The sequence below is a fragment of the Lactococcus petauri genome, assembly GCF_023499275.1.
Classification (GTDB): domain Bacteria; phylum Bacillota; class Bacilli; order Lactobacillales; family Streptococcaceae; genus Lactococcus; species Lactococcus petauri.
In genome coordinates this window covers 689,914-706,977 of the sequence record NZ_CP094882.1, presented here as the reverse complement: position 1 = coordinate 706,977, position 17,064 = coordinate 689,914, and the positions used below count along the sequence as shown (strand labels likewise).

Below are 17,064 nucleotides of genomic sequence, written 5' to 3'. Positions count from 1 at the left end.
TTTTATTATGCATGTTAATCTTATTTGTAAATTTCAAGCAAGCCAAGGAATGAATCAGCTTCGAGTGAAGCTCCACCAACCAAAGCGCCGTCAATGTTTTCTTTAGACATAAGTTCAGCAACTGTTTCAGGTTTTACAGAACCACCGTATTGGATACGTACAGCATCTGAAACTTCTTTTCCGTAAAGTTTTTCAACTGTTGAACGAACAACACCACAAGTTTCGTCAGCGATTTCAGCAGTAGCAGTTTTACCTGTACCAATAGCCCAGATTGGTTCGTAAGCGATAACCATGTTTGCAACATCTTTACCGTCGATACCAGCAAGACCAGCTTCGATTTGAGCTGAAACCCATTCAGCTGTTTTACCAGCTTCAAAAGTTTCAAGTGTTTCACCACAGCAAAGGATTGGTGTTACACCAGCTGCGATAAGAGCTTTAGCTTTTTTATTGATGTCTTCGTCTGTTTCGTGGAAGTACTCACGACGTTCGCTGTGACCGATTACTGAGTATTCGATTCCTTCTGCTGCAAGCATAGCTGGAGCGATTTCCCCAGTGAAGGCACCTGAATTTTCAAAGTAAACATTTTCTGCTGCAACTTTAAGTGGGTTATTTCCACGTTCTTGTACCATTGATACAAGGTAAAGTGCAGGAGCTGCAATAGCAACTTCTACTTTGTCTTCTGATGGCAATTTACCGTCAATGTTAGCGATAAATTCTTTAACCTCTTTGAGGTTTTTATTCAATTTCCAGTTACCAGCGATAATAGGTTTACGTGACATTATTAATGTTCTCCTTAAAAATTGTTCTTATTAAGTATATCACAATCTGGCTCTTTCTGCTTGGATTAACGTTTCAACCTTTTACCCGCCAACTCGTGAACCAAGTAAAGGGTAACAGAAAAACCTAATCAAAATTAGGCTTCTTTTACTTTATATTGACGTGCTTTTTCTTCATCATCTTTCATCTGAACAATCAAAGCTTCAATGCTGTCAAATTTAATCATTTCTCGAATCTTATCTAGCCAGAGAACCGTTAAATTTTCTCCATACAAGTCCAAATCTTTATCAAAAATATGGATTTCGACTGTTTTTTCTTTGCCATTAAAAGTTTCATTATAGCCGATTGAAGCAAAACCACGTTGACGTTGGCCCTCCCAAAGAACATCTACCGTATAAACACCAGTTGATGGGAGATGAATAAAGTCTTTAATCGCTAGATTAGCAGTTGGATAGCCGATTGTTCGGCCACGTGCAAAACCATGCACCACAATTCCAGTTGTCTCATAAGGATAACCTAAAAGCTCGTTTGCTGCTTCAATATCTCCAGTTTTTACAAGTTCACGTATCCGAGTAGAGGAAATTTTTCCTTCATCATCTGCAACTTCTGGTATAACGACCACTTTATATTGATCATTGCTTTTGAGTTGTGTCATGTCTGAGCCTGTTTTATGATCAAAGCCTGTAATAACAATTTTCGGTAAGAATTTTTCCACTACATTTTTTGAGAATTCTTCTGCTGTTTGTTTAGCAAAACTTGAAGTAAAATCTTTAAAAACTAGATAGTCCACCCCATTTTCTGCAAAAAGTGCTTCTCGTTTTTTATCACTTGTTAACTTAAGCAACATATCTGGTTCAAATTTTTGAAAAGTAAGTGTCGGTTTTTCTGGAAAAGTTAAGACGGCAATCTTCAAATTTAGAACAGCTGCGAGTTTTTTTGCCTCAGCAAACAAAGCTTGGTGACCACGATGTAAACCATCAAAATAGCCCAAGACAAGAACTGTCGGTTCAGTCCAATTTTCAATTTCGTCAAAATATAAAGTTTTCATTTTAATTTATTACCTTATTTGGTTTTAATATTCCTGGTTTTTCGGGATGTCTCATATAGACAGCAATCAATTGATCTTGATAAAAGAAAGCAAAACGTGTGGCTTCGCCAAGCTTAGCAAACTCAGCTTCTTCAAACTTTTTACCCACGCGTACTGCTGCTGCTTGTTCGTCTGTCACATCAAGGCGCGGTAAGTCAGAGACTGCGACTTCATTTGGCTGTAATATTTCATCAAGTTTTTCAGCCTTAACTAAAGTCTCAATCTGCTCCAAAGTCATTGCATCAGCAATATGCAAACCGTTAGCTGCAGTCCGCTGTAATTTAGACATATGCCCCGCATAGCCTAAAGCATCAGAGAGATCAACTGCCAAAGTACGAATATAAGTACCCTTGCTACAAGCTACACGAAACGTAAATCGTGCGCAGCCCTTTTCAAAAGTCACTGGACTTGTCCGCGTAAATGATTTGATGGTAACCTTTCGTATGGGACGCTCAACCATTTGCCCAGCCCGTGCATATTCGTAAAGGCGCTTGCCTTTCACTTTAACTGCTGAATACATGGGGGGGACCTGTTGAATCTCCCCGACAAAACGTGTCATTACCTCATCAATTTCTTCGTCTGAGAGGGTTGATGGCACAGGTGTAGTTTCAATGACTTCACCTTCAGCATCCTCTGTTTCTGTAGAGAAACCGATTGTCACTTCACCTTCGTATACTTTCCCCGCCTCTTCCATGTATTCCAGAAGGCGAGTGGCTTTACCAACAGCTACAGGGAGAACTCCTGTCACTTGTGGATCAAGCGTTCCTCCGTGGCCGATTTTTTTTGTTTTTAAAATTCCTCGAAGTTTAGCAACAACATCAAAAGATGTCCAGCCCGCTTCTTTATATACATTTAAAATTCCATTCATAGATACATAATTATAGCACTTTTTCAGACTTATTTCAGATAAAGGAGCGCTTCAATTTAAAATATTTACATAAAAATAACGTAGCATTTTCTGCTACGTTAAAATACAAGTGAACTTTGCCCGTTTTTACATTTCTCCAAGTTTAGAGTAAGGTTGCGCATGCAACATCCATCGTACGCCATATTTATCAGTAAAATCGCCCATAGCGCCGCCCCAGAATTGTTCTTCAAAAGGCATATTTATTGTCACTTTTCCTGAATCAGATAAGTGTTTCCAAAATTCCTGCGCTTCTGCCATCGCCTCTTTATCTTCTGAATTAAGATCTAATAAGATCGATATTCCTGTATAACTTAAAGCTTCATGTTGAAAATTATCTGCTGCCATAATAGTCGTTCCTAAGATATCAAACTGACTGTGCATTGTCATTTCTGCTGCTTGTTCTTCAGATAAACCAAATTCTTTTGCCTGTTCAGCAGCAACAGGAACACGGCGGATATTTTTTGCACCAAGAACTTCTTCATAGTAAGCAAGTGCTTCTTTGGTATTATTAAGAGCAATATAAGGATGTATGTTAGCCATAAGCGCCTCTTTCTTTTTTATACTTGCTATTGTGATACCTTCATTTTATCATAAGGAAGCTCTTTCAACTATTGATTTGACATTTATTTCATTGTCCTTCATTTTCTAACTTTCTTTGCAAATGTTTATCATAGTTCCGAACTGAGGGCGTACAATATAATAGAGCTGCAGCTAATATGCCTCCAAAGCCTGCAATCACAAGCATGTTTTGAACACCTATGGATTCCGCTACTGGAGCTGCGAAGATTAGCCCAACTGGTCCGGCAATACTCATCAATGCAGAGACTATTCCCATAACCCGTCCTAAGTATTGGGCTTCAAATGATTGCTGCGTGATTGCCATATTCATTGTGGTATAAATCTGTCCCACAATTCCAGCAAAAACATTCAAAACAAGGAAAACCCAAAACCCGTTCATATTGCCAGGAAGAAAGCCTGAACCACCGATGCTCAAGCCAACGATAAGATAAGCCGCAATAATCCAGGGCATACGGTCCTTAGTTTTTCCAAAAATACCGACAGCAAAAGAGCCAATCAGCATCGCAGCAGCAAATAGAACTTCAACCCAACCCGCGTGGACAATCGTGCCGCCAAAATATTTTGTGGTCACTAGAGGATAGAGACTCATTGCAGGCATAAAAAGTAACATAAATAGGGCACCGATGAGGGTCATTTTCCACATCGGTTTGTTCTCACGGAGAATATTAAAGCCCTCAAGTGCATCCTTCATCACAGAGATCTTTTCGCCCTGTGAAGCGACTTCGGGAATCCTGACTAAAAGCAACATTCCAGCACCAAGAATGAAGCCAATCACATCAAGTAAAATAACCCAATGAATCGGCATAGTTGCTACCATGAAAGCTCCAATCCCAGGTGAAACAATAAATATCAAAGATTGAATAATACCGAACTGTCCGTTGACTCGAGTAATTTCGTCTTCTGGTACCATTGTGGGCATAATAGATTGGACTGTTGGCATCTGAGCGGTCTGTGCAACCGCACGAATACCAATAGTCACAAAGACCATCCAAAGTGGATAAACATCATTATTAATCCCGTAAATAAAAAGACCCAAGGCTATTACTGCCACCACAGCATCATATGAAATAAGTAAGAACTTCTTGTTGATACGGTCAATGAATGGCCCAACAAACGGGCTTAGAAGCGCCATTGGTAACATACCTACAAGTGTAGCAATTGCAAGGACAGATTCTTCACCTGTTTCAAGGGTCAAATACCAAATAATCGCATACTGGACAATCATTGAAGTCACGCCCGTTAGGAGCTGACCTATCAAAAACAAATAAAAATTTTTCCGCCAATTTGGCGGGACTGATGTGTTCATAGAGTTCCTTTTTCTATATTTTCTTTAAGGAGCCTAAAATTTTATCCGTAATCCAAACAGATATTCTTCTCCTTTTTAAATATTAGTATATCAAAAAAGGAAGAGTTCTCAAAGCAATTCAAACCTTAACCTTTAGTATTTTGCTGATTATTAAGAAGCATCAAAAAGCGCCTGATAAATGTCAGACGCTTCTCTTTCTACAACAGCTCTTTATTACGGAAACAATAATCCGCATGGTCATTAATCACGCCTACAGCTTGAAGATAAGCATAGATGATTGTTGGACCAACAAATTTCATTCCTCTTTTTTTCATGTCTGTAGACATAGCTTCAGCTAAAGCATTGGTAACAGGTACTTGGCTCTCATCAGTAATTTGATGTTGCAACACTTGACCTTCTGAGAAAGACCAAATATATTTATCCAAAGAACCGAATTCTTTCTGAAGTTCTAAAACTTTTTGAGCGTTATTTACTGCAGTTGCTATCTTTAGCTTGTTGCGGATAATTCCCGCATTTTGGCGGAGTTCTTCTTCCTTTTCCTTACTATAGCTGGCTACTTTTTCAATCTCAAACTGATCATAAGCTTTATAGAAGCTTTCTTGTTTGTTTAAAATGGTTGACCAAGAGAGGCCTGCTTGATTCATATCTAAAACGAGTTTTGCAAAAAGCTCTTGATCGTCATGGACCGGAGTACCCCAATATGTATCATGATAATGAATCATCTTCTCCGAAGAAAGACACCACTTGCATCACTTCTTATCCATTTACTACTCCTTTTTCTCAATTGGTGCCATTGCAGCCAAAAGACGTTTCATACCCACTTCAGGAAACTTAATTTTCAGCTCCATATTCTTACCGGTTCCAGTAACAGCTAACACAATACCTTCACCCCATTTGCGGTGGACGGCAGTATCTCCAATCGTCCAATCTTCTGTAGCTACATCTGCTTTTTCAATCACACGTGATGCTCCAGGATTGACTGCAGCTTTACGTTGATGAAGAGCATCTGTCATGGACATGCCAGTACCAAATCGTGTCGCACCTCCAGCCATTTTATAACTAGCATTGAAGCTTGAATTGGCCTTACGTGCAATCCCTCCATAGTCCAATAACTCATCATCAATCTCAGAGATGAAACGGCTCGGACGATTATAGCTGGTTTTACCGTAGAGCACACGTTGATTTGCATTGGTCATATAAAGAAATTCTTCGGCGCGCGTGATTCCCACATAGGCAAGACGACGTTCCTCTTCCAATTCATCAGGATCATCATTAACACGTGAAAGTGGAAAGATATTTTCTTCCATCCCAATAAGAAATACAACAGGAAATTCTAGACCCTTTGCAGCATGTAAGGTCATCATGGTAACCGCGTCACTCGCTTCTTCGTATTCATCCACCTCAGAAAGAAGACTCACTTCATTAAGGAAACGACTCAAGCGGTCCAAACCGGTTTCCTTGATTGGTTCTCCGGTCATTTCATCTAGTGGTACTTCTGATTTTTCATCAAAATTCTTTGTCACGGAGAGAAATTCTTCGATATTCTCAATCCGTGTCTGAGCTTCAAGATTTGCTTGCATTCGTAGGAACTTCATATAGCCCGTGCGGTCAAGCATTTCTTCAACAAGTTCCGTGATACTAGATGTTTCAATGAAGCTACGCAAGAAATCAAAAATTAGCCCAAGATTGTAGATTTCGCCAGCTGCTTTACCTCGAATATCCGATAAAGTAATATCCAACGTTGATTCTGCTAAAGATTTACCTTGCATATCCGCAAAGTTTCTCAATTTTTCCAGAGCACTTGGACCAACACCACGTTTAGGCTCATTAACGATCCGCTCAAAACTCATATTATCTCGAGGATTGGCAATCACGTTAAGATAAGAGATCACATCACGAATTTCTTTACGTGAGTAGAACTTTGTCCCAGCGACCATACTATAAGGAATATTAGACTTCAAGAAGGCTTCTTCTATTGTACGTGACTGTGCATTTGTCCGGTAAAGGACTGCAAAATCAGAGTATTTCCGTCCAGCTTGCACTTGCTCATTGATTGTCGAAGCTGTAAAGATTGCTTCATCCCGCTCATCGTTGGCACGATAATAAAGAATATTCTCCCCATCATTATTTTGAGTCCATAATTTTTTAGGACGACGGTTCACATTGTTGTTTATCACATTATTGGCAGCCTGTAAGATTGTTTTTGTGGAACGATAATTTTCTTCAAGTAAAACAACTTTCGCATCGGGATAATCTTTTTCAAAGTCAAGAATATTCTGCATATCTGCACCACGCCAGCCATAGATTGATTGGTCAGCATCACCAACGACACAAATATTTTTAAAACGTTGAGCCATTAACTTGACGAGCTGATATTGCGCATGGTTAGTATCTTGATATTCATCCACATGGATATATTGAAATTTACCTTGATAATAGGCTAAAACATCTGGATTTTTATCAAAAAGACGTAAGGTTTGCATGATTAAATCATCGAAATCCATCGACTCCGCTTTACGCAGTTCTGCCTGATAGGTTTTATAAACACGGGCTGTCAGTAACTCATAAGGATTACGCGCATTGATTTGTCCTTCGTAAGCCTCGGGATCGAGAAGGTCATTTTTAGCGTTTGAAATCGTATTAAGGAGCGTTTTGGGTTCCCATTTTTTAGGATCCAAGTTAGCTTCTTTCAAAATACGCTTCATCAAGGTTTTTTGTTCCCCTGGATCAATAATCGTAAAATTACGGTTATAACCAATATGATCTGCATCGCGTCGGAGGATTCGGACACACATAGAGTGAAATGTTGCAATTAATGTATCTTGAGCTGCCGGGGTTAAATTAAGTGCACGTTCTCTCATCTCCCGTGCAGCTTTGTTGGTAAAGGTAATCGCCAAAATATTCCAAGGATTCACCATTTTTTCATCAATAAGATAAGCAATACGGTGTGTCAAAACACGGGTCTTTCCGGAACCCGCGCCCGCCATAATCAAAAGTGGTCCTTCTGTAGTTTGTACTGCTTCTGCTTGTTTTTCATTCATTCCATTTAATAAAGGATTCATTTATTCTCTCAATTCCAGTCTAGTCTTGCTCTCCTATTATAACAAAAGAGGACCTATCCTGCACATCTGTTTTCCCTAAATTCTTTTTCATTAAATGTAATGACTCTCGCAATAATCAAAGCTGTAAATATGGTATTACACTTTATGGATTGGCTTGTAAAAGCAACGCACACATGATAGAATTATTCATAAAATGAAAGAAGGAAAAACATGACGCTGAACATCCAAAACCTCCGCTTCTCTTACCAAGCGCACAATGTCCTGAATTTATCCCCTGTGTCTTTTGACCAAGGAAAAATTTATGGGATTGTGGGAAGAAATGGTGTCGGAAAAACGACATTTTTTAAAACGCTGACTAATATTATTACCAACTATTCCGGTAGCATCGAAATTGATGGGAAGAATATTAAAGAAAATCCTAAAGTACTTACTTCTGTCGGTATTGTTCTTGATGATATGGAACTTTATAAAAACTACTCAGGTTGGTTTAATCTTCGCTACTTTGGTGGGCTACGTGGAAATTTTGATGAAGAGAGAACCCGCATCTTAGCTAAAGAATTAAATATTTACGATAACCTGAACGAAAAAGTAAGCCGTTATTCTTTAGGAATGAATAAAAAGTTGATTCTTCTGATTTCCCTGATGAGCGATGCGAATATTCTCATTTTTGACGAGCCTTTCCGTGGCTTAGATAAAAAAACAGTCGAATGGTTTAAACATTACTTACTTCATTTAAAAACAGAGGGACGAATGATTCTTATTTCAAGTCATGTTCAAGAAGACATTGAAACTCTAGCCGATGAAGTTTTAGTCCTAGAAAATGGTAATTTTGTTGAAAAATTCGATCTTCATAAGAAGAATCAGACCTATATTTACCGTGTACAAACAAATCAGCCTCAAGCGCTTCACACCTTCCTAACGGAGTTACAAGTTAAGTTTTCACAACAATCCGAAAACTGGACTATTTTTGAAATGAATGAAGACAAGTATCGTGAATTCTTCAAGGAAGCTGTAGCTCAAGATATTGAGTTTTATCAGATTAAAAAAGAAAGCAAGTTCATTGAACTTGTGAAATAGGAGGAACTCAGTATGAATGCCAAAAATATTTTTAAAATGGAAATGTATAAAAACATAAAGGATAAAACTTACATGATTGTCCTTGCCGTATTCATTTCTTTAAGTTTACTGCTTAACTTTTCATGGTTAGCTGTCAGTTTGACAAACATTGATTTTCAAAACTTTCCCATCCTCCTCACCTTTCTTTCGATTACGACTGTCTTTGCCGTCATTGGGTTAGCTATCTTTTCCCTCTTATATCCTTTTCATCTGCTCAATATTGATTATAAAAACAAGGTCATGAGTTTGATGATTGCAAGTGGAGTCTCTCGGGTCAAATATTACTTTGTCAAAATTGGCACAACAATTTTGACTCAATTAATTGCTCTTTTTCTTGTCTTAGTTGTCCCCTTTGTCACCTTCTTTATCTTCAACCAAGAAACGGTCTTTTCTCTCTTTCGATCGCTTGACTTACTCGTTCATTCTGCCGATATTTTTATGGGACTTCTTTCTTATATTTTAGGACTCGTAGCTATGATGGTAACAATGGCTTTAGCCGTTATTATCACGCGCGGAAGAACATCAGGTTTATTTGTATACATTGCTTTTAATTTCACCTCTCGCATTCTTCAAACAGTCTTAATGAGTCTATTTTTCCTCTTCCTTGCACAAGTAGGAACTTCAGACTTTAGTTCTACCTTTGTAAGTAATAACAGTCTCTTCAGTATTGGTTACCATATTATAGAAATCTTAGTTTTCGGCCTCATTGGTATTTTCTATCTTCGCAAACAGGATTTATAAAAGTATCGAAAAAAACTTCCAGAGCATTTCTGGAAGTTTTTTTATTTTTATTAAAGTACTTGATTATAACTGCGGTCAAAAGCAGATTTCATCTCTTGTGTCGCAGCATCATAAGCAACTTTTTTCTCAAATGTACCATGTACAATAATTCGATTTACAGCTTCTGGATCAGCACAGGTTACCAAGGTAATCTCCGTTTTTCCTGGTGTATCATCGATTACCTCTGAATGTTCTGGAGAAACGACAGATATTTTGTTGATACGATATTGATAGATATTATTTTTGTCCGTGACGTAAATAACCATCCCCTCTTTCGCACGTTCAAGCGGGGTAAAGAGTAGGCTAACATCGCTGCTAAATCCAGTGACGTTATGGCTGGCTAAAGCATAATTTCCTTGCCCCATCACTTGCTCTTCCTTCATCGTACCCGCTCCAAAAGCAAGGTTCTCATTTGCTAAGCCTTTGAAAATTGGCAGATTAATGCCAACATCTGGAATTGCAATGCCCCCAATGACTGGCATGGGTTGACGGTTTAACTGGTTACGTACCACTTGTTCAAAACTAATCGACTCTACACTGTCAAAGTCAAAGTTGCCCTTTACTTCTTTGTTTTCTTTAATCGTTTCCCGTGTCACATTATTTATCTGATAATGCGCCGTATTTCTGCCGATTAACCAGTTTCGGATAGGTTTGTTAAAAACAAGGATTAAACCCACAAGAAAGAGAACCAAAATAAGCAAATTGACTAGCACGCGTTTCCAACTCTTACTTTTTTTCGCCATGTTGCCTCTTTCTATTTTAAGTCTTTAATTTGACCGATCTTATAGTTTTCACTGGTTAAGTCAAATTTATCTTTTAAGCCATCCGTAATATAGACCTTGTTATCTTTATCCACAAATACAGCTTGAACATTTTTCAGGCTTTCGACATATTCATAACCTTTTTTGGTTCCCATAGCGTAAATCATAGTAGATAAACCATCACCATTTGTAGCATCATCACCAGAAATTAAAAGAGTGATGCTGGCAATATCATTGTCAAATGGGAAGCCCGTTTTAGGGTTAAGGATATGAGAGTAGCGATGCCCATCCACTTCTAAATAACGTTCATAAATACCAGAAGTATTTACATGTTGATCACTTGCTTTTAAAATTCCCAACTGCGATTTTTCTGGATCATTGGGGTCTTTTATAGCAATCGTCCACGCATCATTTGTTTGACGTGGAGAATGTCCAATCACGTAGATAGAACTTGATCCCAAATCGACAATCCCAGTGGTTACGCCATTATTTTTAAGACTTTCAACCATCTTCATGGCTGTATATCCTTTAGCTATTGAACCTAAATCTAAGCGGGCACCTTTTTGACTTAAATAGACGGTACTGTCCTTTTCATTAAACTGGATAAATTGATAGTTAATCAGAGGTAAGACCTTGTCTATCTCATCTTGTGAAGGTTTCCGTGCATCAGGAAAGCCTATATTCCAGAGCTTGCTCAAAGGACCTATGGTAATATCATAGCCCATGTTCTTAGCAGAATAGTTATAGCCTAGCTTGATCAATTGATAAATTTCAGAATTTACTTTGACAGGTTTAATACCAGCATTGTCATTGATTTTATCGACAACTGACTTTGCTTGATCTACAGATACCCAATCGTTATATTTCTCAGCAATATTTAAAGCTTCTTCAACCGCTTTTTCCTTACCTTTATCGTAGACAGTGACTTGGATGTATGTTCCCATTGTTGTGGCATCTTTTTTGATTGGCTGCTCTAAAAGATCACGGGTCTCCTTATTTGAACTACAAGCTGCCAGTAAAAAGATACTGACAGCTGCAGTTAAGAATATAAATAATTTTTTCATTTTATTCTTCCGTATTTGAAGCTCTCTCTGCCTCGTTTATTTCTTCCTCTTCCTGTTCAGGTTCAACCAGAGCAAATGTCACAATTTGTGCATCATCATCCAAACGCATGATTTTCACTCCTTGCGCTGCACGACCCGTTTGTGAGATATTATCAACACTTGTACGAATCACAACACCTGTATCAGTAATGACCATAATATCTTCATCACCATTGATAGCAGTCAAACCGGCAAGTTTACCTGTGCGGTCAGTGATGTTCATGACTTTAATCCCTTTACCACCACGTCCTTTAACAGGATATTCACTCGCAATCGTTCTCTTACCTAAACCTTTTTCAGAAATCACTAAGACTTCCTGTTCATCATGAACAATCGCTGTACCAACAACAAAGTCGCCTTCACGCAGGCTGACACCTTTAACACCCGTAGCAGAACGGCCCATATCACGTACTACAGCTTCCTCAAAGCGTACGGAGAAGCCATTATGCGTTCCGATAATGATGTTTTCTTTGCCTGATGTGAGTAGAACATTGATAAGCTCGTCACCTTCACGAAGATTTAGAGCTTTGAGACCGTTAGTTCGGATATTAGCAAATTGTTGGGTATTGGTACGTTTGACTAAGCCTTTACGTGTTGTAAAGAACAGATATCTTTCTTCGTCTGACTTCACAACATTAATAATTGTTTGAATCTTTTCACCTTCATCAAGTTTTAAAAGATTGACGATAGGCAAGCCTTTAGCAGCACGACCGTATTCTGGGATTTCATAGCCCTTCATCCGATAGACACGTCCAAGATTAGTAAAGAAGAGCAAATGATCGTGTGTACTTGTTGATACCAGATGTTGTACAAAATCATCGTCGGACATGTTCATGCCCTGAACACCACGTCCACCACGTTTTTGTGCACGGAATTCGTCATTGCTAAGACGTTTGATATATCCCTTATTTGAGAGAGTGATAAGAACATCTTCTTCCTCAATCAAATCTTCGTCTTCCAGATTCAAGACTTCTCCAACCAAAAGCTCTGTGCGACGTTTGTCTGCAAATTTACGTCTAATTTCACCTAATTCTTCTCGAATAATAGCTTTAACACGTTCTGGTTTAGCCAAGATATCTGCCAAATCAGCAATCAAGGCAATAAGCTCTTGATACTCATTTTCAATCTTGTCACGTTCCAAACCTGTCAAACGGCGCAAACGCATATCCAAGATAGCTTGCGATTGCTTGTCTGACAGTTGGAATTCATCCATCATCGCTTTTTGAGCAATTGCATCTGTTGCAGATTCACGGATAATAGTAATCATACGATCAATGTTATCCAAGGCTATACGCAAACCTTCTAAGATGTGAGCACGAGCTTCTGCACGAGCTTTATCAAAGCGTGTACGACGTTCTACAACTTCGATTTGATGCTCAATGTAGTCGGTCAAGATTTGTTTCAATGACAGAATCTTTGGCGTACCCTTTTCAATGGCCAACATATTAAAACCAAAGGATGTTTGAAGTTGTGTGAGTTTGAACAAGTTGTTCAAAATCACGTGTGCCGATGCATCGCGACGGACTTCAACCACTAAACGTACACCTTCACGACTTGACTCATCACGACAGGCTGTAATACCTTCAATACGCTTTTCTTGTGCCAAACGAACAATATGCTCATGAACTTTTGACTTATTGACCATATAAGGGAACTCAGTAACTACAATGCGTTCCTTACCGCCAGGTAATTCCTCAATTTCTGTCTTCGCACGAAGCGTAATTGAGCCTTTACCTGTTTCATAAGCACGGCGAATACCAGATTTACCCATGACTAGAGCACCAGTAGGAAAGTCTGGCCCAGGTAATACTTCCATCAAATCACGTGTTGTCGCCTCTGGATTTTCCATCAGCAAGTCAACCGCATCAATTGTTTCTCCTAAGTTATGAGGTGGAATATTTGTCGCCATCCCAACGGCAATCCCCGTTGTTCCGTTAACCAAAAGGTTCGGAAAACGTGCCGGAAGTACTTCTGGTTCTCGTTCCGTTCCGTCATAGTTATCAACGAAGTCAACAGTGTTTTTGTTGATGTCACGAAGCATTTCCAAGGCAATTTTTGACATGCGTGCTTCGGTATAACGTTGAGCGGCAGCGCCATCTCCATCCATGGAACCAAAGTTCCCATGTCCGTCAACCAGCATGTGGCGATAGCTCCACCACTGAGCCATACGTACCATGGCCTCATAAATCGAGCTGTCTCCATGTGGGTGATATTTACCCATGACATCCCCGGTAATACGGGCAGATTTTTTATGTGGCTTATCAGGCGTTGTACCAAGCTCGTTCATTCCGTAAAGAATGCGGCGATGAACCGGCTTCAAACCATCGCGTACATCAGGTAGGGCACGTGCCACAATAACTGACATTGCATAGTCACGAAAGCTGGTTTTCATCTCCTCAGCAAGATTGACATTTATGATATTTTTATCTTCCATGTTCTCCTCTTTCAATGTATAAACACTGTCTCTATTATACCATAATTTCTTATTGTTTACAGTTGTTTTTAAATCTTTTGAATATACTTTTCCCTTGTAAATCAGGCTTATTTTGACAGTATTTCTAAATAAAAAAATAATCCTCATTGAGGATCATTTTTATTTTATTTTTGCTTCAATCACACGATCAATATCTTCGGCTAAGGGATGGCCATTGCTTGCACGATCGGATAAATTTAAGTCTGTCAGTTCTGTTTGATAGACTTTGCCCACTGCTGAAGTTACCTCCAAAATCTGGCTCTTATCAGTTGGCGTATCTTCTGCTTCTGCAGGACTGAAAAGATCAACTGTCTCTGAAAGTGGTGTCTTATCAGTATTGATCACACTACCTGCTGAGAATACGGTATGCGGATTGGTCTTCAAAGGACGTAAAACCTGTAGGCCACGATTTGCTCGACTTGTTTCCGGAATATCCTCAGATTTTACCCGCTTGATAAAGCCACGTTGTGTGAGTAGGTACCAACTGTCTGTTTGCACAAAGAAGGCGGCCTTGACCAAATCTCCTGCTTTAAGATTCATTGCCTTAACACCAGCTGCTTTAGCCCCCACAACTGGAATTTCTGAGATGTTAAAGCGAAGGGCGTAGCCATTTTCAGAAATCAACATCACATCTTCATCACCTTTAACAATCGGTGCGATGGTTACAATACTGTCTTTGTCTCCTTTGAGTTTCCCGTAAGCCATTGACTTAGAGCGGTATGTCCGCCAAGGTTTAAAGGAATCAAGTTCAACTTGCTTGATTTGACCAGCTGCAGTGACTACCATGTAATTTTCGCCAGACTCAAAATTATCAAGTACTTGTGCAAAGATAATTTCTTCATCGCTGGCAAAATTGTTCAAAGTTTGGGAGATATGCTCGCCAATATCCTTCCAGCGGACATCAGACAATTCATGGACTGGACGATAAATAACATTTCCAAGACTGGTAAACATCAGCAGGTGCTGCGTGGTCCGTGCGCCTGCTTTAACAAAGATTAATTCGTCATCCTCACGTTTACCAACTTCTTCAACATTGGAAGAGGCAAAACTACGTGGTGATGTGCGTTTAATATAACCACCACGCGTAACTGAAACAACCGTTTCCTCTTCCGCAATCAGTTGTTGCGCCTCGATCTCTATCGTTTCAACATTATCTTGTAGTTCTGAACGTCGTTCCTTGCCAAATTTTTTCTTGACTTCACGTAACTCACGTTTCATCAAGTTATAAAGTGTACGTTCATCATTGATAATCGCACGGAGTTCTAAAATCTTAGCTTCAAGTTCAGCTTGTTCATTTTCTAGAGTTACGATGTCGGTATTAGTTAAACGGTAAAGTTGCAGTGTGACTATGGCTTCGGCCTGTTCCTCACTGAAAGCATAGCTCACTTTCAAGTTTTCCTTAGCATCTGATTTGTTTTCAGATGCACGGATTAAAGCAACGACTTCGTCCAAGATAGAGACCATCCGGATCAAACCTTCAACCAGATGTAATCTTTTCTCAGCTTTACTCAAGTCAAATTTTGAACGCTTAACAATAACGTCCTGACGATGGGCAATATAAGAGCGCAGAACAGGAAGAACACCGACTTGACGTGGCGTCATATTGTCAATTGCCACCATATTGAAATTATAATTAATTTGCAAATCTGTGTTTTTATAGAGGTAGTTAAGCACCAGCTGACTATTGGCTTCTTTTTTCAGCTCAATAGCAATGCGCAGCCCTTCACGATCGGATTCATCACGCACTTCAGAAATTCCAGGCACTTTGGCATTTACGCGCACATCATCAATCCGTTTAACTAAAGTTGCTTTGTTGATTTCATAAGGAATCTCTGTAACAACGAGTTGTTCACGACCGCCTTTAAGTTTTTCAACTTCTACTTTTGAACGGACAGCAATGCGCCCTTTGCCTGTTTCGTATGCCTTTTTGATCTCACTACGCCCTTGAATAATGGCACCTGTCGGAAAATCGGGGCCGGGCATGAAAGTCATGATTCTCTCAACATCAGCTTTAGGATGATCAATCATATAGATTGTCGCATCAATAACTTCTCCAAGATTGTGCGGCGGGATATCTGTTGCATAACCTGCCGAAATCCCCGTTGAACCGTTCACCAACAAGTTAGGAAAGCTTGCGGGAAGTACAGTTGGCTCTTTTTCCGTATCGTCAAAATTCCAAGCATGAGCAACTGTATCTTTCTCAATATCTTTTAATAAATACGAAGAAATTTCTGCCAAACGTGCTTCAGTATAACGCATAGCAGCCGGTGGATCACCGTCCATCGATCCGTTATTCCCGTGCATCTCAATCAAAGGCTCAAGCATTTTCCAATCTTGCGACAAGCGAATCATCGCATCATAAATTGAGCTGTCTCCATGTGGGTGAAAATTACCCATAACATTTCCGACAGACTTGGCAGACTTACGATAAGCTTTATCAAAAGTATTGCCATCCTTATTCATTGAATACAGGATGCGTCGTTGAACGGGTTTTAAGCCGTCTCGAATATCAGGTAGGGCACGTTCCTGAATAATGTATTTTGAATAGCGTCCAAAACGCTCGCCCATAATATCCTCTAAAGGTAGAGTTTGTATATTAGACATTAGTCCTCCAACAGTTATTTCATTTTTAAGCTTACAAAATGTTTTTTAAGAGGCAAAATCCTTTAAGTCCAAAATCATTTCAACATGTTTTATGCCATCTTCCAAAAAGGGTTCTGAATCTTCCTTGAATCCAAAAGAAGCATAGAATGCCCGGAGATAGTACTGCGCTTCAATACGCACTACAGGTTCTCGCCATGATTGAGCCAGAAACTCAAGAGCCTGTTGCATCATTTTACGCGCCGTTCCTTTGCCACGTTGGCTTTCCTTCACCAGTACACGGCCAATAGAGGCCTCAGGATAAGAAAGCCCCGCCGGTAAGATACGACAGTAGGATTGAATGGCACCTTCATCATCTTCTAACCACAAGTGCAATGACTTTTGATCCTTACCGTCGACATCTTGATAAGCACATTCTTGTTCAACAACAAAAACTTCAGAGCGGACTTGTAAAATTTTGTAGAGTTCTGATCGCGTAAGTTCTTCGAAATTTTTAATCTTCCATGCCATAT

Annotated in this window: 14 protein-coding genes; 2 read left to right on the top strand and 12 right to left on the bottom strand. The window is 39.4% G+C overall.

Going from position 1 to position 17,064, the window contains the following annotated elements:
- Positions 1–20 precede the first annotated feature (20 nt).
- The 7 genes from tpiA to pcrA form a co-directional block, all read right to left on the bottom strand.
- The gene (gene tpiA, locus lgb_RS03460; RefSeq protein WP_004258230.1) at positions 21–779 is read right to left on the bottom strand and encodes a triose-phosphate isomerase; all 759 of its coding nucleotides are present in this window, start codon (positions 777–779) and stop codon (positions 21–23) included.
- A gap of 134 nt (positions 780–913) precedes the next feature.
- Entirely contained in the window at positions 914–1,825 is a 912-nt protein-coding gene (locus tag lgb_RS03455) for a bifunctional riboflavin kinase/FAD synthetase (RefSeq protein WP_061413260.1), read from the bottom strand.
- A gap of 1 nt (position 1,826) precedes the next feature.
- Positions 1,827–2,732: a tRNA pseudouridine(55) synthase TruB gene (gene truB / locus lgb_RS03450; protein ID WP_019293693.1), complete on the bottom strand. Its 906-nt coding sequence runs from the start codon at positions 2,730–2,732 to the stop codon at positions 1,827–1,829.
- A 126-nt stretch (positions 2,733–2,858) separates the two neighbouring features.
- Positions 2,859–3,311: a VOC family protein gene (locus lgb_RS03445; protein ID WP_004258242.1), complete on the bottom strand. Its 453-nt coding sequence runs from the start codon at positions 3,309–3,311 to the stop codon at positions 2,859–2,861.
- An 88-nt stretch (positions 3,312–3,399) separates the two neighbouring features.
- Entirely contained in the window at positions 3,400–4,656 is a 1,257-nt protein-coding gene (mdt(A), locus tag lgb_RS03440; RefSeq protein WP_019293694.1) for a multidrug efflux MFS transporter Mdt(A), read from the bottom strand.
- 197 nt (positions 4,657–4,853) lie between these two features.
- A complete protein-coding gene (locus tag lgb_RS03435; RefSeq protein ID WP_249663236.1) occupies positions 4,854–5,378 on the bottom strand; it encodes a DNA-3-methyladenine glycosylase I in 525 nt (174 codons plus the stop codon).
- Between the two features lie 45 nt (positions 5,379–5,423).
- The gene (gene pcrA / locus lgb_RS03430) at positions 5,424–7,718 is read right to left on the bottom strand and encodes a DNA helicase PcrA (protein WP_019293696.1); all 2,295 of its coding nucleotides are present in this window, start codon (positions 7,716–7,718) and stop codon (positions 5,424–5,426) included.
- Between the two features lie 210 nt (positions 7,719–7,928).
- Between pcrA and lgb_RS03425 the strand changes: the two genes are divergently transcribed.
- Together lgb_RS03425 and lgb_RS03420 are read left to right on the top strand one after the other, a co-directional pair.
- Positions 7,929–8,795 (top strand): ABC transporter ATP-binding protein, encoded by an 867-nt coding sequence (locus lgb_RS03425; RefSeq protein ID WP_019293697.1) that lies wholly within the window; start codon positions 7,929–7,931, stop codon positions 8,793–8,795.
- Positions 8,796–8,807: 12 nt separating this feature from the next.
- Complete coding sequence (locus lgb_RS03420) at positions 8,808–9,575, top strand: ABC transporter permease (protein WP_019292494.1); 768 nt, start codon at positions 8,808–8,810, stop codon at positions 9,573–9,575.
- A gap of 50 nt (positions 9,576–9,625) precedes the next feature.
- Here the strand turns inward: lgb_RS03420 and lgb_RS03415 are convergent, their stop codons facing one another.
- The 5 genes from lgb_RS03415 to lgb_RS03395 all read right to left on the bottom strand — a co-directional run bounded on the left by lgb_RS03415 (position 9,626) and on the right by lgb_RS03395 (position 17,062).
- Entirely contained in the window at positions 9,626–10,357 is a 732-nt protein-coding gene (locus tag lgb_RS03415; protein WP_019293698.1) for a class A sortase, read from the bottom strand.
- Positions 10,358–10,368: 11 nt separating this feature from the next.
- Positions 10,369–11,439, bottom strand: coding sequence for an FAD:protein FMN transferase (locus tag lgb_RS03410; protein ID WP_019293699.1), 1,071 nt, complete (start codon positions 11,437–11,439; stop codon positions 10,369–10,371).
- Position 11,440: 1 nt separating this feature from the next.
- A complete protein-coding gene (gyrA, locus tag lgb_RS03405) occupies positions 11,441–13,912 on the bottom strand; it encodes a DNA gyrase subunit A (RefSeq protein ID WP_019292491.1) in 2,472 nt (823 codons plus the stop codon).
- 159 nt (positions 13,913–14,071) lie between these two features.
- Complete coding sequence (parC, locus tag lgb_RS03400; protein ID WP_019293700.1) at positions 14,072–16,555, bottom strand: DNA topoisomerase IV subunit A; 2,484 nt, start codon at positions 16,553–16,555, stop codon at positions 14,072–14,074.
- Positions 16,556–16,600: 45 nt separating this feature from the next.
- Positions 16,601–17,062: a GNAT family N-acetyltransferase gene (locus lgb_RS03395; RefSeq protein ID WP_019292489.1), complete on the bottom strand. Its 462-nt coding sequence runs from the start codon at positions 17,060–17,062 to the stop codon at positions 16,601–16,603.
- Positions 17,063–17,064: the final 2 nt, after the last annotated feature.